Annotated in this window: 17 protein-coding genes; 11 read left to right on the forward strand and 6 right to left on the reverse strand. The window is 65.0% G+C overall.

Annotated features, from left to right (window positions below):
* Positions 1 to 251: 251 nt before the first annotated feature.
* Positions 252 to 1,331 carry a tartrate dehydrogenase gene (locus OKW35_RS12925; RefSeq protein ID WP_429552222.1) on the forward strand — a complete coding sequence of 360 codons (1,080 nt, stop codon included), beginning with the start codon at positions 252 to 254 and terminating at the stop codon, positions 1,329 to 1,331.
* A gap of 139 nt (positions 1,332 to 1,470) precedes the next feature.
* Here the strand turns inward: OKW35_RS12925 and OKW35_RS12930 are convergent, their stop codons facing one another.
* The 4 genes from OKW35_RS12930 to OKW35_RS12945 form a co-directional block, all read right to left on the reverse strand.
* On the reverse strand, positions 1,471 to 2,583 hold the full coding sequence (locus OKW35_RS12930; protein ID WP_429552223.1) for a PAS domain-containing protein: 1,113 nt from the start codon (positions 2,581 to 2,583) through the stop codon (positions 1,471 to 1,473).
* A 231-nt stretch (positions 2,584 to 2,814) separates the two neighbouring features.
* Positions 2,815 to 3,777 carry a PDR/VanB family oxidoreductase gene (locus OKW35_RS12935; RefSeq protein ID WP_429354310.1) on the reverse strand — a complete coding sequence of 321 codons (963 nt, stop codon included), beginning with the start codon at positions 3,775 to 3,777 and terminating at the stop codon, positions 2,815 to 2,817.
* An 80-nt stretch (positions 3,778 to 3,857) separates the two neighbouring features.
* Positions 3,858 to 5,318: an NAD-dependent succinate-semialdehyde dehydrogenase gene (locus tag OKW35_RS12940; protein WP_429552224.1), complete on the reverse strand. Its 1,461-nt coding sequence runs from the start codon at positions 5,316 to 5,318 to the stop codon at positions 3,858 to 3,860.
* A gap of 10 nt (positions 5,319 to 5,328) precedes the next feature.
* Positions 5,329 to 6,477, reverse strand: a complete 1,149-nt coding sequence (locus tag OKW35_RS12945; RefSeq protein WP_429354311.1) for an aromatic ring-hydroxylating oxygenase subunit alpha — start codon at positions 6,475 to 6,477, stop codon at positions 5,329 to 5,331.
* 399 nt (positions 6,478 to 6,876) lie between these two features.
* Between OKW35_RS12945 and OKW35_RS12950 the strand changes: the two genes are divergently transcribed.
* Genes OKW35_RS12950 through OKW35_RS12960 form a run of 3 tightly spaced genes read left to right on the forward strand, consistent with a single transcriptional unit; the run spans position 6,877 to position 10,493 of the window.
* On the forward strand, positions 6,877 to 8,322 hold the full coding sequence (locus OKW35_RS12950) for a purine-cytosine permease family protein (RefSeq protein WP_429552225.1): 1,446 nt from the start codon (positions 6,877 to 6,879) through the stop codon (positions 8,320 to 8,322).
* A gap of 24 nt (positions 8,323 to 8,346) precedes the next feature.
* On the forward strand, positions 8,347 to 9,498 hold the full coding sequence (locus OKW35_RS12955; protein ID WP_429552226.1) for a porin: 1,152 nt from the start codon (positions 8,347 to 8,349) through the stop codon (positions 9,496 to 9,498).
* Positions 9,498 to 10,493, forward strand: coding sequence for a LysR substrate-binding domain-containing protein (locus tag OKW35_RS12960; protein WP_184067819.1), 996 nt, complete (start codon positions 9,498 to 9,500; stop codon positions 10,491 to 10,493). The genes OKW35_RS12955 and OKW35_RS12960 overlap by 1 nt, the downstream gene beginning before the upstream one ends.
* Here OKW35_RS12960 and OKW35_RS12965 read toward each other — a convergent pair.
* Positions 10,490 to 11,200 (reverse strand): FadR/GntR family transcriptional regulator, encoded by a 711-nt coding sequence (locus OKW35_RS12965; protein WP_429552227.1) that lies wholly within the window; start codon positions 11,198 to 11,200, stop codon positions 10,490 to 10,492. The two genes, OKW35_RS12960 and OKW35_RS12965, sit on opposite strands and share 4 nt — an antisense overlap.
* Before the next feature lie 415 nt (positions 11,201 to 11,615).
* On the opposite strand from OKW35_RS12965, the gene OKW35_RS12970 reads away from it, so the two are divergent.
* From OKW35_RS12970 to OKW35_RS12980, 3 genes are all read left to right on the forward strand, one after another.
* Positions 11,616 to 12,905 carry an MFS transporter gene (locus OKW35_RS12970; protein WP_429552228.1) on the forward strand — a complete coding sequence of 430 codons (1,290 nt, stop codon included), beginning with the start codon at positions 11,616 to 11,618 and terminating at the stop codon, positions 12,903 to 12,905.
* Between the two features lie 48 nt (positions 12,906 to 12,953).
* On the forward strand, positions 12,954 to 14,501 hold the full coding sequence (locus tag OKW35_RS12975; protein WP_429552229.1) for a UxaA family hydrolase: 1,548 nt from the start codon (positions 12,954 to 12,956) through the stop codon (positions 14,499 to 14,501).
* A gap of 139 nt (positions 14,502 to 14,640) precedes the next feature.
* Positions 14,641 to 16,059, forward strand: a complete 1,419-nt coding sequence (locus OKW35_RS12980) for an FAD-binding oxidoreductase (protein WP_429552230.1) — start codon at positions 14,641 to 14,643, stop codon at positions 16,057 to 16,059.
* A 188-nt stretch (positions 16,060 to 16,247) separates the two neighbouring features.
* Here the strand turns inward: OKW35_RS12980 and OKW35_RS12985 are convergent, their stop codons facing one another.
* Positions 16,248 to 16,622, reverse strand: a complete 375-nt coding sequence (locus OKW35_RS12985) for a DUF3564 domain-containing protein (RefSeq protein ID WP_429552231.1) — start codon at positions 16,620 to 16,622, stop codon at positions 16,248 to 16,250.
* Positions 16,623 to 17,053: 431 nt separating this feature from the next.
* Here OKW35_RS12985 and OKW35_RS12990 point away from each other — a divergent pair, with 431 nt between their 5' ends.
* The 4 genes from OKW35_RS12990 to OKW35_RS13005 all read left to right on the forward strand — a co-directional run bounded on the left by OKW35_RS12990 (position 17,054) and on the right by OKW35_RS13005 (position 19,724).
* Positions 17,054 to 18,043, forward strand: a complete 990-nt coding sequence (locus tag OKW35_RS12990; RefSeq protein WP_184044913.1) for a zinc-dependent alcohol dehydrogenase family protein — start codon at positions 17,054 to 17,056, stop codon at positions 18,041 to 18,043.
* 158 nt (positions 18,044 to 18,201) lie between these two features.
* Positions 18,202 to 18,552, forward strand: coding sequence for a hypothetical protein (locus tag OKW35_RS12995; protein WP_429552232.1), 351 nt, complete (start codon positions 18,202 to 18,204; stop codon positions 18,550 to 18,552).
* Between the two features lie 18 nt (positions 18,553 to 18,570).
* Complete coding sequence (locus OKW35_RS13000; RefSeq protein WP_429552233.1) at positions 18,571 to 19,203, forward strand: universal stress protein; 633 nt, start codon at positions 18,571 to 18,573, stop codon at positions 19,201 to 19,203.
* 50 nt (positions 19,204 to 19,253) lie between these two features.
* The gene (locus OKW35_RS13005) at positions 19,254 to 19,724 is read left to right on the forward strand and encodes a universal stress protein (RefSeq protein WP_429552234.1); all 471 of its coding nucleotides are present in this window, start codon (positions 19,254 to 19,256) and stop codon (positions 19,722 to 19,724) included.
* The last annotated feature ends 21 nt before the right edge of the window (positions 19,725 to 19,745 follow it).

The following is a 19,745-nucleotide window of genomic DNA, read 5'->3' on the forward strand; positions in this document are numbered from 1 at the left end:
GCGACGCGTAGTGGCGATGTGGCCGTCCACGCATTGCGCGGACGGATAAGTTCGATCCGACGGTTCGTGCAGGTCGAATCAGTCGGGCAAAGACCTCGTAGCGATGCAGGCCCGGGCCTCGCGGACGATTATTCATGCATCGTGTTCAATGTTTCAACGCTACAGCGGCTAATTTCCGGCGCCCTTTGAGGCATGCTTGCACTCATCGAGCGCGCACCCATTGAGGCGCGCCGTGCAACGGAGAACGAGACATGAGCAAGACATTCAGAATCGCCGCGATTCCCGGCGACGGCATCGGCCATGAAGTGATGCCGGAGGGCGTGCGTGTGATGGAGGCGGCAGCCGCGAAGTTCGATCTGAACCTGGAATTTACGCATTTCGACTGGGCGAGCTGTGACTACTACCTGGAGCACGGCAAAATGATGCCGGACGACTGGTTCGCCACGCTCAAGGAGTTCGACGCGATCTATTTCGGAGCGGTGGGCTGGCCCGACAAGGTGCCCGATCACATTTCGCTGTGGGGTTCGCTGCTGAAGTTCCGCCGCGAGTTCGATCAGTACGTGAACCTTCGGCCGGTACGTCTGTTGCCCGGCGTGCCGTGCCCGCTCGCGAATCGCAAGCCCGGGGATATCGACTTTTTCGTCGTGCGCGAGAACACCGAAGGCGAGTACAGCGCCGTGGGCGGCAAGATGTTCGAAGGCACGGAGCGCGAGTTCGTGCTCCAGGAGTCGGTGTTCACGCGCCAGGGCGTGGACCGCATCCTTCAGTACGCGTTCGAGCTCGCGAACACGCGCGAACGCAAGAAACTTACGGCGGCCACGAAGTCCAACGGCATCTCGATCAGCATGCCGTACTGGGATGAGCGCGTGGCTGCGATGGCCGAGGCGTATCCCGACGTGAAGTGGGACAAGCAGCACATCGACATCCTGTGTGCGCGTTTCGTACTGCAGCCGGATCGCTTCGACGTGGTCGTGGCGTCGAACCTCTTTGGCGACATTCTTTCGGATCTCGGCCCCGCGTGTACGGGCACGATCGGTCTCGCGGCTTCGGCCAACCTGAACCCCGAGCGCAAGTTCCCGTCGTTGTTCGAGCCGGTGCACGGTTCGGCTCCGGACATCTTTGGGAAGAAGATTGCCAATCCGATCGCGATGATCTGGTCGGGTGCGATGATGCTCGACTTCCTCGGCAACGGCGACGCGCAATACAAAGCGGCGCACGACGCGATCATGCGGGCCATCGAGAACGTGCTGGTGGAAGGGCCGCGTACCCCGGACATGGGCGGCGCGGCGAACACGGCGGACGTCGGCAAGGCTGTCGCCGCCGCGCTTTGAGCGGAAAGCGCGCGGGGTGTTCCTGCGGGACACCCCGTTATCTTTGACGAATGCTCGTCACCCGGATTCAGCGAACGTTCATCGCCCGGATTCAGCGAACGTTCATCGCCCGGATTTAGCGAACGTTCATCGCCCGGATTTAGCGCGCGCCGATGCCGAACGGCGCGCTTCCCGTGGCCGCGGCTTCTTCGGCGGGCGGCTGCGCACCCGTGGTCGCGGCCGCCGTCATGTCGGCGGGCTGCGCCGCGCGGCACAGTGCCGTGAGCCACACATCCTCGCCGTGCGGCGCGACACGCGCGTAGCCTTGCTCCACCACCAGCCGCCACGTATCGTCGGGCAACAACGCACGATACAGCACGCGATAGTCCGCGCGATGCGTGAGCGCGTCATTCACACTCGCTTCGCGCGCCGCGCGGTCGTCGGAATGAATGTGCTGCGAAAGTTCGACGAAATGACGCGGCGCCCCGGCCGGATCGACGCCGAACAGGCGGCACCACTCGTCCGACACGATCAACTCGTCCTGCGCGCGCAGCCAGCGCCATGCACCGAAACCCGCGATGCGCGCAGCGTCGTTGAGCAACTGCAGGCGGCTTTCCAACGCGCGCTCCGCTTGCTTGCGCGCGCTGACGTCGATGGTGGTGCCCACCACACGCACGGGACGCCCGGCATCGTCCAGCAGCATGGCGACGCGTGACTCGATCCAGCGGATCTGCCCGTCGGGAAGAATGATGCGGAAGTCCCACACGCGCGGCGCCGTGCTCGCAACGAGTTCCTTCAAGGACCCTTCGTTCAGCCAGATCGCGTCCTCGGGGTGCAGGATCTCCCAGAATTCGGCGTTGCTGTGGATCTCGCGGCCATAAAGCTTCGCGCAATTGCTCGAATAGATGAGCTCGTCGGTGACCAGATTCCATTCCCACGTCACGATGCCGGCCGACTCCTGCGCCTGCTTCATGCGCGCTTCGTTCGACATGATCTCGGCGGTGTACCGGCGGCGCAGGTCGGTCATGGGCAGTTCCGTATTGCCTGCGATGCCGAGGTCCTTCACGGCTTCGTCGCCGTAGCGCAGCCAGACCCAGTTCACGTCGAGGAACGCCGCGAGGCGGCGCAGGTTCGAATAGTCGATCTCGCCGCCGCGGGTCCACTTGTGCACGGCGGGTCGTGAAATGCCGACGGCGTCGGCCACTTGCTGCAAGCTCAGCTTCTTGTGCTCGAGCAGTACTTTCAGACGGAACGCGAACGTATCCTCGGACATCCATTTCCCTCTATGACGTATCGCGCGGTCGAACGGATCAGGCGAAAAGGGCGGCATAGGCCCTGGGCCCGAAAGAAGGGCTCGGGGCCTATGCCGCCGATGATGAATGGGGCGCGCGGCCGGGACAATGCGTGCGAGCGCCTATCTTTCGGTAGTTTAACGGATCGGCGCGAGGGCCGTTCCGTCAGGCGCTGCAGCGCTCACCCGGGAATCCGTGCCGTGGAGGCCGGCCTACAGGTCGATCACGAGGCGTCGCGTGCGCGAGCGTGACACGCATAGCAGAATGGTCTTCTGCGCGGCTTTTTCGTCGTCGTCGAGATACTGGTCGCGATGATCGGCCTCGCCTTCGAGGATCGCCACTTCGCAGGTGCCGCACACGCCTTCGCGGCACAGCGACTCCACCGTCACGCCCGCGCGCTCGATGGCCTTGAGGATGGTCTCGTCCTCGCCCACTTCGAGCTCGATGCCCGACTTCGCGAGTAGCACGGTGAACGCCTTGCCGCCGGTGTCGGTAGCGGCGAACTGCTCCGAGTGCAGCTGTGACTTCGGCCATCCCAGCAACGCGGCGTTCGCGTAGACGGCGTCGTTCAAGCCCTGCGGGCCGCACACGTAAACATGCGCATCGGTCGGCAGGCTCTTGAAGAGCTTGAGCAGGTCGAGACGCTGGCCCTCGCTTTCCACATAGCAGTGCACGTTGGCCGCGTGCGGGCCAGCCTTCAGTTCGTCGACGAATGCGCCGTGCTCGGGACTGCGGAATGCATAGTGCAGATCGAGCTCGAGATCTTCAGGCCGATGCTCGGCGAGCTGCGCGAGAAAAGGCGTGATGCCGATGCCGCCCGCGATGAACACGTGCCGCTTCGCGCCCCTCGCAAGCTCGAACAGGTTGGCGGGCGAGCCGATAGCGAGGCGCGTGCCCGCTTCGACCTTTTCGTGCATGAAGGCAGACCCGCCGCGCGAGGCCTCTTCGCGGCGCACGGCGATCTGATACCGGCGCGTGTCGTGCGGCGAACTCAGCAGCGAGTACGCGTTGTGGCGCCACGCTTCGCCGTCCTGCATGGAGACCAGCACATGGGCGCCGCCGTTGAAGGCGGGCAGTGGCGCGCCGTCGGGCAGTGCGAGCGTGAAGCGCTTGATGAGTGGAGTGAGTTGCTCGACGGCGACGACGTCGACAGCGATCGATTCGCGGGCGTTCATGTTGACTTCCTTGCCTTCTGAGTCCGGAGAAAAGAGCGGATGCGGCGCGGCCCGCATCCGCTCGAAGGTGAGCGCGTCGATTAACGCGAAACCCCCGCCATACAGAGGTACTTGATCGACAGGTAATCCTCGATGCCGTACTTCGAGCCTTCGCGGCCGATGCCCGACTGCTTGACGCCGCCGAACGGTGCGACTTCGTTGGAGATCAGGCCCGTGTTGATGCCGACGATGCCGTATTCGAGCTGATCGGCCACGCGCCAGACGCGGCCGATGTCGCGGCTGTAGAAGTACGCGGCAAGCCCGTAGATCGAATCGTTCGCGAGCTGCACGACTTCGGCGTCGCTCGAAAAACGCACGATGGGCGCGACCGGTCCGAAGATTTCCTCGGAGAGCACCGCCATGCCGGGCTTCGCGTCGGCGAGCACGGTGGGTGCGTAGAAGTTGCCGCCGCGCTCGTGCGGCGCACCACCCGTGACCGCGCGCGCGCCTTGCGCCACGGCGTCGCGCACGAGGCTGTCGACCTTGTTGCGCGCCGCTTCGGTGATGAGCGGTCCGATGTTCACGCCCTCGGCGAAACCGTCGTCCACCTTGAAGGCGGCCACCCGCGCGGCAAAGCGCCGGCAGAACTCGTCGTACACCGAATCGTGTACATAGAAGCGGTTCGCGCAGACGCAGGTTTGCCCCGCGTTGCGATACTTCGAAAGCAGTGCGCCTTCGATCGCGGCGTCGAGGTCCGCGTCGTCGAACACGATGAACGGTGCGTTGCCGCCGAGTTCGAGCGACACTTTCTTGACGGTATCCGAGCACTGACGCATCAGCAGACGGCCTACTTCGGTCGAGCCTGTGAACGTGAGCTTCTTGACGAGCGGGCTCGAAGTCATCTCGAGGCCGATCTCGCGCGACTTGCCCGTGACGATGTTGATCACGCCGGCGGGAATGCCGGCCTTTTCGGCCAGCGCCGCAAGCGCGAACGCGGAGAGCGGTGTTTCGTTGGCGGGCTTGATGACGATCGTGCAGCCGGCGGCCAGCGCGGGAGCGGCTTTGCGCGTAATCATCGCGGCCGGAAAATTCCACGGGGTGATCGCGGCGCACACACCCACCGGCTCCTTCGTCACGACCAGACGCTGGTCCGGGTTCGGGCTCGGGATCACATCGCCGTCGATGCGCTTGGCCTGCTCGCCGAACCACTCGATGAACGAGGCCGCGTAGCCGATCTCGCCACGTGCCTCCGCGAGCGGCTTGCCTTGCTCGCGGGTCATGATCTCGGCCAGCGCCTGCTGGTTCGCCATGATGAGCTCGAACCAGTTGCGCAGAAGGCGCGCGCGCTCCTTCGCCGTAGTGGCGCGCCACGCAGGGAAGGCGCGGTGCGCGGCCGCGATGGCCGCGCGCGCTTCGGCGGCGCCCATGTTCGGCACGTTCGCGATCAGCTCGCCCGTGGAGGGGTTGTAGACGTCGAGCGTGGCGCCGTCGTCGGCGTTGCGCCACTGGCCGTCGATATAGGCCTGCTCACGCAGCAGGCCGGGATGTTGCAGCGAATTCATGCGTGGCCCCTTAGTCCTGGTACTGCTGGGCAAGCAGGTTGTGGAAGTGCGCAATGCCGTGCTCGCTGACGCCGCTGCGCTGACTGTCGACCATGATGCGTCCCTGGCCGCGATAGCCGCGCGACTTCAGGCCCTTCTGCACGCTCTCCACGAGGCGCAGGTCTTCCGGGCGGAACACGGTGCGATACCACTCGATCAGCTTCTTCTGCTCTTCGGTCGGCTCGTCGTTCAGGAAGTAGATGTCATAGTGCTGCAGCGTGACTTCGGCGCTCATCGGAAATTCGTAGATGACCGTCATGAAGTCGCCGCCCGGCGGCACGTTGAACATCGTGCAGGGCCACGCCCAGTAACCGCTGAAGCTCGGGTCCTTCACGGACGGATCGAGCTTGAACGAACGCTCCGACGATTGCGCGTGACCGAACTGCAGCGTCCAGTTGCCGTGCAGCGTGTGCGTGTACTGGTCGATCTTCACGGAATCCGAGAAGCCGGGGTGCGCCGGGCCGCAGTGGTAGCACTCGAGGTAGTTATCGACGATCGACTTCCAGTTGGCCGGCGTCTCGGTCACGAAGCGAGCGGCGAGCTTGAGGTCGTCGATCACGGGGCAGGCCTTGCGAAGGCTGGCTTCGAGGCCCGGCAGTTGCGCTTCCACGCCCTCGGCGTCCGGGTTCAGGTTGATGAACACGAAGCCCGCGTACTCCTCTACGCGTACCGGCACGAGCGTCGAGTTTTCCTTGTCGAACGACTCCACGTGATCGCAGTTGTTGGCGTGCGCGAGCGCGCCGTCGAGCTTGAACGCCCAGGCGTGGTACGGGCAGGTGATAACGTTCTTCGCCTTGCCGCTGCCTTCGAGCAGCTGGTGGCCACGGTGCGGACAGACGTTATAGAAGGCGCGCAGCACCTTGTCTTTGCCGCGCACGAGCAGGATGCTCTCGCCCACCACTTCACGGGTCACGTAGGCATTCGCTTCGGCCAGTTCGCTGCGGTGCGCGACGCAGATCCAGGTGTTCTCGAAGATCCTTCTTTCTTCGGCCTTGTACACCGATTCAGAGGTGTAGTAGCTCGCCGGGATGGTCCAGGCGAGTTCGGGGTTGGCGCAGAAGTCGGCCGGCAACTTGGGGAGGTCGGGTTTTTTGTGGAATTCGATCGGGAGGTAGGTCATGGGGTCCGCCGTACTGGGAGTTAATTAACTGACGGTTACTATAAAACTATTGGTTAACGGAAATATAGGAGAAAACCGTCCGGCGGAGGATCGGGGTTATCCCGCACTGACCGCCCGGGTGGCGTGCGGGTTCGATGCAAGACGCCCATTCTTTCTGTTAAGAATCAATGGAAATTGACGTTCGACGAACCAAATCGATTTCCGCATAGACGTCAATAGGAGGATGCGATAGTGCGACGAAACACTCCAGGTGGGTACCATCGTTAACTGACGGTTTGTAGTTAACTGAAAGATAACCGTGTCGTGTCAGGAAACTGGAACTCCAGGTATCGGGACCGGCGCGGAAGGCGGGACCGTGCCATTCGCGGCCGCTTTCGCCACCCCACAACTGGAGGAGACATGTCCCACGAGGCAATTGCCGAAACCTTGGCCAACAAACCTTCGCGCGCAAAATCGCGAATCGAATCACGCTCGATCGACTACGTGCCGCTTGCCGAACGCAAAGGCAAGGCCTGGCATCTATGGCCCGTGTGGTTCACGGGCGACGCCAATCTCGCGACCGTCGCGGCCGGTGCGATTGGCATCAGCATGGGCGGCAACCTGCTGTGGAGTGCGATCGCCATCGTGCTCGGCAACGTGCTGGGCACCTTCTTCATGGCGTTCCATTCAAGCCAGGGGCCGCAGCTCGGGCTGCCGCAGATGATCCAGTCGCGCCCGCAGTTCGGCTACATGGGAGCGCTGCTCGTGTGGGTGGTCGCGCTCGTCACCTATATCGGCTACAACTCGTTCAACCAGCTGATGGCGGGACAGACCGCGCATCACCTGCTGGGCACCGAGCCGCATCTGAGCTACATCGTGTTCACGGTGATCGCGGTTGCGCTCGCGGTGTTCGGCTATGACCTGATCCATAAGGCACAACGTTGGCTCGCGCTTGCGCTGCTCGCCGCGCTCACGATCTTCAGCATCGGCATGTGCCTGAAGGTGCCGTTCCCCACAGGCCAGTTGAGCCTCGCGGGCTTCAAGACCACGCCGTTCCTCGTGCAGCTTTTTTCGGCAGCGGCATATCAGCTCTCGTGGTCGATCTACGTTTCCGACTACTCGCGGTATCTGCCGCCCAATACCGGCGTGCGCGCCACCTTCTGGTGGACCTTCCTTGGCGCGCTCATTGGCGGCGTCTGGATGATGCTGGTGGGCACGGCGGCCGCGGCGCTCAACTCGCAGATCGAGATCTCCGACGCGGTCCAGCGCGCGGGCGACATGATCTTCCCGGGATTCGGTACGGTTACGCTGCTGCTCTCGCTGCTCGGATTGCTCGCCATCACGGGCCTGAACTTCTACGGTGCCTCGCTCACGCTGCTGAGCATCACGGACTCGTTCAAGCCGCTCAAGTCGAACGCGACCAAGCGCATCGTGAGCCTCGTCGTGGTGGCACTCGTTGCGACCTCGCTCGCGTTTTCGGCGTCGGATAACTTCATGGGCAAGTTCGGCGACTTCCTCGGCATTCTCGGCTATCTGTTCACGCCGTGGACCGCGATCAACCTCGTCGATTTCTTCATCGTGCGCCACTCGCATTACTCGGTGCGTGAGATCTTCAACCCGCGCGGCATTTACGGACGCTGGAACTGGCGTGGCCTGACCGCATACGGGGTGGGCTTTGCCGCGATGATCCCGTTCTTCAGGACAGAGCTCTATTCCGGACCGGTCGCGAATGCGCTGGGCGGCATCGACATCGCGATGCTCGTGGGCCTGCCCGTCGCGGCACTGGTCTATCTGTGGGCCTGTCGCTCGATCGACATCGAAAAAGAACGCCAGCTCGTGCGCGAAGCCGACCGTGGCCTGAACTGAACCTGACTCAACAACGACTACAACATGAATCAGACGAAGAAATTGCGGCCCGCCGTATTCGTTACGGCGGTGCTCGCACTCGCCTTGCTCCCGGTGGTCGCGCGCGCGCAAAGCAGTGTCACGCTTTACGGCGTGCTCGACGCGGGCATCACCTACGTCTCTAACGCGGGTGGCTCGCATCTGGTCAAGTTCGACGACGGCGTGACTTACGCGAACCGCTGGGGCCTGATGGGTACCGAAGACCTGGGCGGCGGGATGAAGGCCGTGTTCAAGCTGGAGAGCGGCTTTCACCTGGGTAACGGGCAAATCTCGAACGGCGGCTCGCTTTTTGGCCGAGCCGCTTATGTGGGTTTGCAGAACGACTGGGGCACACTCACGTTCGGCAATCAGTTCGACATGACGCGGGAAATGGTCTACCAGTACAACGCGTCCGCGTGGGCAAGCGGCTACGCCATCAACCAGGGTGACTTCGACCGCATGAACGGCGACCATCTGCCGAACGCCGTAAAGTTCATGTCGAGCACGTACGGCGGGTTTCAGTTCGGCGGCATGTACTCGTTCAGCAATGCGCCTGGCGATTTTCACAAGGGCAGCGCGTGGAGCGTCGGCGCGCAGTATCAGCACGGCCAGTTCTCGATGGGCACCGCCTATACGCAGCTGAACAACCCGTCGGGCATTTATGCGTTCGACCCGTACAACATGATCGGCGTGCGCACGTTCTTCGGCAGGCCGACCGTGAGCGTCGATCCTGCCACGGGCGCCGTCGCGTCGCTGTATGCGGATACGCCTTTTCCGGTCGACAGGCAAGGTGCCTTCGGCGTGGGCGCGAGCTATGTCATCAACAAGGTCACGCTGATGGGTGCTTTCACGTACACGCAGATCAAGGCGTTTGGCGAGAGCGAGCACATGCTGGTGGCCGAGGGCGGTGCGAACTGGCAGATCACGCCGGCGGCAAGTTTCGCGGGCGGCTATCAATACACGCACTTCGACGGCCACCACTGGAATCAGCTGTCTGCGGGTCTGCATTACCTGCTTTCGAAGCGCACGGACGTGTACATCTCGGGCGACTGGCTGCAGGCGTCGAACGGTGTGGATGCGGTGATCGGCTACAGCTTCACGCCTTCTTCGACAACGACGCAGGCCGACGTGCGCATCGGCATGCGCCACTCGTTCTGATGAAACTTCCTGCTTCCCCTGAGCTCAACGACCTGCGGGTGTTCTGCATGGTCGCCCGCAAGTCCAGCTTTAGCGCGGCTGCCGATGCGCTCGACGCCTCGGCGGCGTATGTGAGCAAGCGCGTGGGGATACTCGAAGCGAGCCTCGGCACGCGTTTGCTGCACCGCTCGACGCGCCGCGTGGCGATGACGGCCGCGGGCGAGCGCGTGTTCGCGTGGGCCGAGAAAATCCTCGACGACATGGAACAGCTCGTCGAAGACGTCTCCAGCACGCGGCGCGTTGCGCGCGGCACGCTGCGCGTGTCGAGCAGCTTCGGCTTCGGCCGCAAGTTCGTCGCACCGGCGCTGGCAGCCTTGTCGGATCGCTACCCGCAACTGGGTGTGCGGCTCGACCTGTTCGATCGCGTCGTGGACGTGGCGGGCGAAGGCTTCGATCTGGACGTGCGCATCGGCGACGAGATCGCTGGCCACCTGATTGCCAGGCGCCTTGCAACCAACTATCGCGTGCTTTGCGCCTCGCCGGCATACCTCGCGCAGCACGGCGAGCCGCGAACCGTCGCGGATCTGGAGGCGCACGCGTGCCTCGCGATCAAGGAGCGCGATCACCCATTCGGCGTCTGGCGTCTCGATGCGGGCGGCAAGACGGTCGCGGTGAAAGTGACGGGTCCGCTCTCGACGAATCACGGCGAGGCCGCTGTGCAATGGGCGCTGGCAGGGCGCGGCATCGTGCTGCGCTCGATCTGGGACGTGCAGCCCTTGCTCGACGAAGGGAGGCTGCGGCGCGTGCTGCCCGAGCTCACGCAGCCCGCCAGCGTGTGGGCCGTATTTCCCGAACGTCTTGCGCAGTCGGCGAAGGTGAAGGTGTGCGTGGACTTTCTCGCCGAAGCGTTCGCGCAGGCTGGGGTGGGCTGCGCCGCGCAGGCGCCATCACAGGGCACTTCGAAGCCGCGGAGCAGAACAACGCCGACGCTGGTTCACAGTCACACCACCGCCTAAGGCGTCTTCTGCCCCCCCGCAATCACCCGCTCCAACGACAGCTTCAAGTGACGCTGCATCGCCGCTTGCGCCTGAATCGCATCATGCGCCTCCAGCGCTTCGAGAATCACGAGATGTTCGTCGGGCACGGCGCCCCACGTCGTCTCGTTCTCGAAGTGGCCGCGCAGCTTTTCCGACAGCGGACTATGCCGCGCATCGAATAGCGAGCTGACGGTGCGCACCAGCACCTCATTGCCGGACATTTGCGCGATCGCGAGATGGAACGCGCGATCGGCCGCGACCGGAATTCTGCCGGCCTTTACTTCGCGCTCCATCTCGTTGTAGATGGCGCGCAGCATCTTCAGATCTTTCGGTTTGCAGAACGGTGCGACGCTCGCGATGATCGAGCCTTCGATCAGGCAGCGCGCGCCGAGGATGTCGAGCAGGCTATCGCCGAGTTCGGCCTGCGACAGCGACGCATCACACTGCGCGGACGGCGTCGCGCACAGGTAGACGCCCGAGCCCATGCGAATCTCGACGAGCCCTTCCAGTTCCAGCGCGACCAGCGCCTCGCGCACCGACGGCCGCGACACGCCGAGCGTCTCCGCCAGCGCGCGCTCGGGCGGCAGGCGGCCGTTCGGCGCGAACTCCGGCTGAGCGATCAGCGCGCGCAATTTTTCCGCGATCTGAAGATAGAGGCGGCGAGTGTCGGCAGGTCTGGTGGTCACGAAACGATTCCCGGCGATGTAGCTTGTGCAAGCCCCATAAGGCGAGCGCCGATTGTAGATCGAAGCGCCCGGCGCGCAAATCGTGCGCGCTCGGCGGCGCGGCGACAGCGTTCGGGCTTTCCCCAACTCCGTGCGAATTGGCTTGACCAGTATCGCACTCGCCGTTATTTTTGCAAATTGGTAAGGCCAGATTGACGCCGCGGAGACGCCAGCCGTGCAGCCCTGCTGGTCGCTCCGCATCCCGACACCCGATCAATTTCTCCATGACGATGAAGACTGTGCGCGCACGACGGCTAACGACGCGGGCCGCAAATCCGCAGTAGATCTGTAGCACACCCCGGCAGCACACCGGCGGCCACGAGGCCGCATGGTTCATCCAAATAGAGTAGATGCCAGCCCAGGAGGAGACGGTTTCATGAAGAAGAAGATGCGTTGGGTAGTGATTTTTCTGTGCTTTCTCGCGATCGCGGTGAACTACATCGATCGTGCGAATCTCGCGGTCGCCGCGCCGCAAATCGAAAAGGCGCTCGGCATCGGCCCCGCCGAGATGGGCTTCATCCTGAGCGGATTCTTCTGGACCTACGCGTTGATGCAGATGCCGTTCGGCTGGTTCGTCGATCGTGTCGGCGCGCGCATCGCGTTGCCGCTCGCGGTCGGGTGGTGGTCGGTGTTTACCGCGGCCACCGCGGTCACGACCAGCGTCGCGGGCATGTTCGGCTGCCGCCTGTTGCTCGGCGTCGGCGAGGCGGGCGCATATCCGTCCTGCGCGAAGCTCGTCAGCCAATGGTTCGAGCCCAAGGAGCGCGCGATCGCGACCAGCATCTTCGATAGCGGCTCGCGGGTCGGCTCCGCGCTGTCGATTCCCGTGGTCGCGCTGATCATCGGCACGCTCGGCTGGAAGGCGGCTTTTGTCCTCACCGGCTTGCTCGGCGCGGTGTGGATCGTCGGCTGGTTCGTGATTTATCGGAATCCCGTGCAGGACGCGATGGAGAGCGCACGCAACGCTGCGCGGGCGGCTCAAGCGAGAGGCGGCCAGGACAACGTGACCTGGGCATCGCTGTTTCGCCATCGCACGCTGTGGGGCATGATGCTCGGCTTCTTCTGCCTGAACTTCGTGATCTACTTCTTCATTACGTGGTTTCCGAGCTATCTCGTGCAGACGCGCGGCTTCTCGCTGAAATCGCTCGGCACGCTCGGCATGATTCCGGCGCTGATCGCGATTCCGGGCGGCTGGCTCGGCGGCTATGTGTCCGACGCGCTGTTCCGGCGCGGCTGGAGCCTGACGGCTGCGCGCAAGACCTGCATGGTCGGCGGCATGCTGGTGTCGTCCGTGATCACGCTGTCGGCGTTCACGGAGAACACGTATCTGATGCTCGCGTTCTTCGGTATCGCCTATGGCAGCCTCGCGTTCGCCGCGGCGAGCATCTGGTCGCTGCCCTGCGACGTCGCGCCGACACCGCGCCATGTCGCGTCGATCGGCGGCATCCAGAACTTTGCGTCGAATCTGGCGGGGATCGTGATCACGACGTTCACCGGCGTGATGGTCGCAATGACGAAGGGCTCGTTCACGATCCCGCTCGTCGTCGCGGGCGGCTTCTGCTTTCTCGGCGCGTTCAGCTATCTTTTCATCGTGGGACGCATCGAGCCGCTGTCGCTGGAATCGGAAGGCCGCGATCTGCCGAAGGGCGCGGGCTCCACGATCTGACGTATTCTGTGTCAACGCATACGGATAACCCTGTTTTCGAGGCTTCTCATGTCGACTCAAGCTAGCGTCGCGTCCGCGATCATCCGCCTGCATCCGGGCGACGACGTCATCATCGCGACCCGGCAGTTGCTGCCGGGCACGCGCATCGAGGCGGAACAACTGGTCGTCGCCGGACTGATTCCACCGGGGCACAAGATCGCGACGCGCAACATCGCGCAAGGCGAGCCGGTCAAGCGCTACAACCAGATCATCGGCGTCGCGCGTGAGGCGATCGCGCGCGGCCAGCATGTCCACACGCACAATCTCGGCATGTCGGAGTTCGCGCGCGAGCACACGTTCGGCGTCGATGCGCAGCCGACCGTCTACGTCGACGAACCCGCGCATTTCATGGGCATTCGCCGCGACGACGGCCGCATCGCGACGCGCAATTACATCGGCATTCTGACCAGTGTGAACTGCTCGGCGACGGTCGCGCGCGCGATTGCCGATCATTTCCGGCGCGACGTGCGTCCCGACGCGCTCGCCGACTATCCGAACGTCGACGGCGTGATCGCCTTGACGCACGGGCTCGGCTGCGGCATCGACATGCAAGGCGAGGGCATTGCGATCCTGCGTCGCACGCTGGCCGGTTACGCGGTGCATCCGAACTTCGCGTCGGCGCTGTTCGTCGGGCTAGGCTGCGAGACGAATCAGATCGACGGCGTGCTCGCCGCGGGCGGTCTCGACGCCAGCACGACGAAGCTGCGCAGCTTCACGATCCAGGACAGCGGCGGTACGCGCAAGACGATCGAACTCGGTATTGCGATGGTGCGCGAGATGCTCGCCGACGCGAACCGCGTGCAGCGCGTGCCGGTGCCGGCTTCGCATCTATGCGTCGGTCTGCAGTGCGGCGGTTCGGACGGCTACTCTGGCATCTCCGCGAATCCGGCGCTCGGCGCCGCGGTCGATCGGCTCGTGCGGCACGGCGGCACCGCGATCCTGTCGGAGACGCCGGAAATCTACGGCGCCGAGCATCTGCTGACGCGGCGTGCGGTGAGCGCCGCGGTCGGCGACAAGCTGCTCGCGCGCATCGCATGGTGGCAGGACTATTGCGCGCGCAATGGCGGCGCGATGGACAACAACCCATCGGCGGGCAACAAGGCGGGCGGCCTGACGACGATCCTCGAAAAATCGCTCGGCGCGGTCGCGAAGGGCGGCACGACGAATCTGGTCGACGTCTACGAATACGCGCAGCCGATCGCCGCGAAGGGCTTCGTATTCATGGATTCGCCCGGCTACGATCCGGTGTCGGCGACGGGACAGGTCGCCTCGGGCGCGAACCTGATCTGCTTCACGACCGGGCGCGGCTCCGCCTATGGCTGCGCGCCGTCGCCGTCGTTGAAGCTGGCGACCAACACCGCGTTGTGGGAGCGCCAGCAGGACGACATCGATATCAATTGCGGCGGTGTGGTCGACGGCAGCGCGAGCATCGACGAACTCGGCGAAGCGATCTTTCGCATGATGCTCGACTGCGCGTCCGGCACGCGCACGAAGAGCGAGCTGCACGGCTATGGGCAAAGCGAGTTCGTGCCGTGGCAGGTCGGCGTGGTGACCTGAGCGGGTGCATTGCAGCGACACAGCCGAAAAGCCGAATGGATCACGCATTGGAAGATGCAATTGGAACGCCGCCTTTATTCAGGCCGCGACGTGCAGCGCGCGCAGCGGCTCTGCCCGTCTGACGAACTGGAGATATCCGATGCAGCACGAACCGATCTCCGCGACCCGCGGTAACGAAGCCGTCGCCGCGCTGCGCGCGGCGCTCGGCGCTGACATCGTGAGCCTGCCGGCCGAATTTGGCGGGCGGCAGTTCGCGGACTGGAGCGGCACGCCATCGACCGATCCGATCGCGCTGATCCGCCCGCGCACGACCGAAGAGGTCGCCACCGCGCTCAGGATCTGCCATCAATTCCGGCAGCCGGTCGTCACGCAAGGCGGCATGACCGGGCACGCGGGCGGCGCCTGCGTGCTTGGCGGGGAGGTCGCGCTGAGCGTCGAGCGGATGAACGGCGTCATCGACATCGATCCGGTCAGCGCGACGATGACCGTGTTCGCGGGCACACCGCTGCAGGTCGTGCAGGAAGCGGCCGATCACGCCGGCTTCATGTTCGCGCTCGACCTCGGCGCGCGTGGCAGTTGCACGATCGGCGGCAACATCGCGACCAATGCGGGCGGCAATCGCGTGATCCGCTACGGGATGATGCGCGACCAGGTGCTCGACGTCGAAGCGGTGCTCGCCGACGGCAGCGTGATCGGCGGCGAGCGCAAGATGATCAAGAACAATACCGGCTACGACCTGCGCAACCTGCTGACGGGCAGCGAGGGCACGCTCGCGGTCATCACGCGCGCGGTGCTGCGCCTGCGGGCCAAGCCGCGCGCGATCTCGACCGCATGGTGCGGCATGCCGGACTACGCGGCGGTGACCACGCTGCTCGGCCGCACGCAGGAGCGGCTGCCGGCCGGGGTGTCCGCGTTCGAGGTCATGTGGCCGAGCTATTGCGACTTCGTGCGGCAACGCCTGCCCGAACTGCGCGTGCCGCTCGCGAGCGATCACGCCTACTACGTATTGATCGAGACTTGCGGCGCGGACCCGGAACGGCAGTCGGCGGCTTTCGAGGAATTCCTCGCCGACATGTTGAACGTCGGCGTGATCGCCGACGCCGCAATCGCGCAATCGGACGCGGACGCCGCGGCGTTCTGGGCGATTCGCGACGCGCCAGCCGAATATCCGCGCCTGATCCCGGGACGCATCTCGTTCGACATCAGCTTCGCGGTCGCGCAGGCGGGCGACGCGGCGCAGCGCTGCGACGAGCGGTTGCGCGCGCGCTGGCCGCAAGCGACGATCCTCGTCTATGGGCATCTCGGCGACGGCAATCTGCACGTGGTGGTGCAAGAACCTGGCTGGACCGACGAGGCCATCGACGACGTCAAGCGCGTCGTCTATGAACTGACGGGGGAAATGCGCGGCTCGGTATCGGCCGAGCATGGGATCGGCGAGGAGAAGCTGGGCGTGCTCGGCCTGTCACGCTCGCCGGCCGAACTCGCCGCGATGAAGGCGATCAAGCTCGCGCTCGATCCGCACAATCTCCTGAACCCGGGCAAGGTGATCGCGATGTAGTGTGCGCGGCGCGAGTCTGCGTGCGCAGCATGTTCCCGAGTCGCTTGCTCAGGCACTCGATCTCGCCGAGCGCGACGTGTTCGAATTCGGCGGGGCGCAGTGCGATCGCATCGTTGCGAGCGTACTCACGGAAATATCCGGCGGCGCGTCATGGCATCGGCGACGCGGTACGCCGGAGCTGTGCCGATTCAGGCGTCTTCGCCGGTTGCGAATACGCCGTTTTCCGGTGCCGTCCGTTCGACGTCGATGCATTGCACGCGCCAGTGGCCGCTCGCGAGGATGCGGCCGTGCTCGGCGCACCACTGCACGCGGCCGACCTCGCCTTCGAACGGCCCGTCGAGCTGATCCAGATCAAGCCCCTCGAGCACGCAGACCGGCGCGGAGCTATGCGGCGCGCACACGAGCGTATTGCCGCAATCCGTCTGCAACGCGCCCCATTCGGGCAACTCGAGCCCGAAATGACCTTCGCGCGACCATTGCCGCGTGTCCTTGTCGAGCCAGAGAATGGCGAAGGCCATCGGGTTGACACGATCGAACGTGTCGAGATGAACAGTCAAACGCATGACATGTCTCCGCAATGTACACGACTGATTCGCATTGCCGGCGCCATCGCGCGTCGGCAGCGGGCTCGCTGCGTGCGCATCGAGTCCTTATTGGCTAAGTACCCATTGCACGAGCGTGTGCGCGTCCTGCGCCGATAACGGCCCACCGCGCTCGGCTCGGGCTCGCCATAGGCAACGCCGGCCGTCAGCGCGGACGCCGAGCACACGAGCAGACAGTTTCGGATTCGTGCAATCACGGCACGTACTCCCGTATCAGGAATAAGATCAGTGTACGGGCGGCGAAACCGCCCTCATTGACTTCGATCAAACGGTCTACGGCGCGGGCCGATCGCGCGACACAATGGCGCGCCTATGCTGATGAGAACGGCGCGCGCCTCGCTGTCTGCCATGACGGCAGCTTGTCGCCGCCGAAGCATCTGAAGGAGAACCCGATGCGAGCGATGGTGTTCGACGGCAGCTCGGCGACGCTGACCGAGCGGGAAGTGCCTGATCCGCGGCCCGGTGCCGGGGAGATCCTGATCGACGTTCATGCGTGCGGCGTGTGCCGCACGGACCTGCATCTGGTCGACCGCGAGCTCGAGCATCCAAAGCGGCCGGTGATTCCCGGCCACGAAATCGTCGGCGTGGTGGCCGAATTGGGCGCGGGCGTCAGCGGTTTCACGGTGGGCGAGCGGGTCGGCGTGCCGTGGGTCGGGCGCACCTGCGGCCACTGCCGCTACTGTCTGTCCGCCCGCGAAAATCTCTGCGACGACGCTGGCTTCACCGGCTACACGATCGACGGCGGCTACGCCGAGCGCACGGTCGCCGACAGCCGCTACTGCTTCCATCTGCCGCCGCACTACAGCGATATCGAGGCCGCGCCGCTACTGTGCGCGGGTCTGATCGGCTATCGCACGTTGAGCATGGCGGGCGACGCCGAACGGATCGGCATCTACGGTTTCGGCGCGGCCGCGCATCTCGTCGCGCAGGTGGCGCGTCACCAGCAGCGCACCGTCTATGCGTTCACGCGTCCCGGCGACCACGCGGCCCAGCAACTCGCGCTGCGCCTCGGCGCGGCATGGGCCGGCGGCAGCGACGAGGCACCGCCCGGCGAACTCGACGCCGCGCTGCTGTTCGCGCCGGTCGGCGCACTGGTGCCGCTGGCGTTGCAGGCGGTCGCGAAAGGCGGCGTGGTGGTGTGCGGCGGCATTCATATGAGCGACATTCCGTCGTTCCCGTACGCGTTTCTGTGGGGCGAGCGGCGGGTGGTGTCGGTCGCGAATCTGACCCGCGACGATGGGCTTCAATTCATGCGCAGCGCCGCCGAGATGCAGCTCGCGATCGAGACGACGACTTACGCGTTGCGCGACGCGAACCGCGCGCTCGACGATCTGCGCAACGGCAACCTGACCGGCGCGGCCGTGCTCGCGGTCCGCCCGTGATCCGCTAGCGAGCCGTTGGCGCTTGATACAGATCAAGCCGCGCGCCGCGTCGGCGTTCATCATGTAAGCGCGAACCGTTGGCGTCCCCGTCACGGGCCGAGGTGTGAAGCGACGCGCTTGACGCGCCGCCTCGCGGTGCGACGATCCGAGGAGAGCCGATGAACACTGCTGCCGGGCGCAACACCTTCCACCGCGTGATGATCGCGTCCGCGGGCGGCAGTGGACTGCCGCTCGGCACGCGCGTCGCCCGGCAGTTGGTCGCGGCGGATGCGCGCTTTCGTCTCGTCGATATCGTTTGCAATCCAGCCGCGCTTTATCCGACGCTGATGCTCAGCTATCCGGACTGGTGCGAGGCGCATCGCGCGATGCTGCACGGCGCGCAGGCCGCGCTGCGCGACGCGGTGATCGCGTTGCACGGCGTCGTCGCGGCGACCGACGCCGAGATCGTCGATCTCACCGCGCTGCATCAGGGCGCGGCCGAAGCGCTCGCCCACACGGCGACGCAATAGGACGCGGATCTGGTCGCGGTGGCCGCGCATCCGCGTGAACATCGCCGGGACAGCCGTATCGATCCCGAGGAACTGGTCGCGTCGATCGGGCGTCCGGTGCTGTACATGCCGGCGAGGTCGACCGACGCGAGCGATGCCTCGGCGCTGAGCCGCGTGCTGGTCGCGATCGATGGCAGCGACACCGCGCTCGACGCGCTGCGCACCGCGCTCGCGGTAGCGCCGCCCGACGCGCGCATCAAGGTCGTCTACGCGGCCGACGACCGCTTCGCGTGGTGCGAATGGCTGCCGTTCGAAGTCGTGTCGCAGCATCGAATCGATGTCTTGCGGCGCGGCGCGGCGATGCTCGAACAAAGCCGGCGCGCGGCCGAAACCGCGTTGCTCGAGTTCGACGATGATTCCGGCGATGCGTCGAGCGCGATTCTGGACGAAGCGCAACGCTGGCACGCGGACCTGATCGTGATGGGTTCGCACGGCATGCGCGGCGCGCCGCACCCGTTGCCGGGGCACGTGACGTCGCGCACGCTGCGCGACGCGGCGTGTCCCGTGCTCGTGTGTCCGCGCGGCGCGTCGTCACTGCGGGCGGACGACGTGCCGCACGGCGAGTGGCGGGAGCCGTATCCGGGCAGTCCGGGCGGGCCCTTTTATCTGTAGCAGGAGCGCGCCACGCGCGTTGACAAATCCAACCTCAGTGGAGAATTGGCATGTACCAACATATCCTCGTCGCGCTAGACGGCAGTACTTTCTCGAAACGCGCGCTGAAAGAAGCGGTGAATCTCGCCGCGTTGACGAAGGGCGTCGTGCATCCGGTTTATGTGGTCGACAAGACGCCGCTCTTTTCCTATGCCGGCTATTACGACCCGCTCACGCTCGTCGAAGCCTTGCGCCAGGACGGCCAATTGGTGCTGCAGGAGGCCGAACAGGCCTGCGCCGCCGCCGATGTGCCTTGCCGCCCTGAAATGATCGAGTCGGAGAGCCTGTCCGACGACGTCGCCGCGATCGTGCTGCGCCACGGCGAGCAGATCCACGCCGATCTGCTTGTGCTAGGCACGCATGGGCGACGCGGCGTGCGGCGCCTCGTGATCGGCAGCGTGGCGGAGCGGGTGCTGCGTTTCTCGACCTGTCCGGTGCTGCTCATGCGCGAGCCAAGCACCGAGGATGCGCCCGCAGAGTAACCCGCGACAGCGGGGCGCGGC

Origin of the sequence: Paraburkholderia sp. MM5477-R1, assembly GCF_050436385.1 — a bacterium.
GTDB lineage: Bacteria > Pseudomonadota > Gammaproteobacteria > Burkholderiales > Burkholderiaceae > Paraburkholderia > Paraburkholderia tuberum.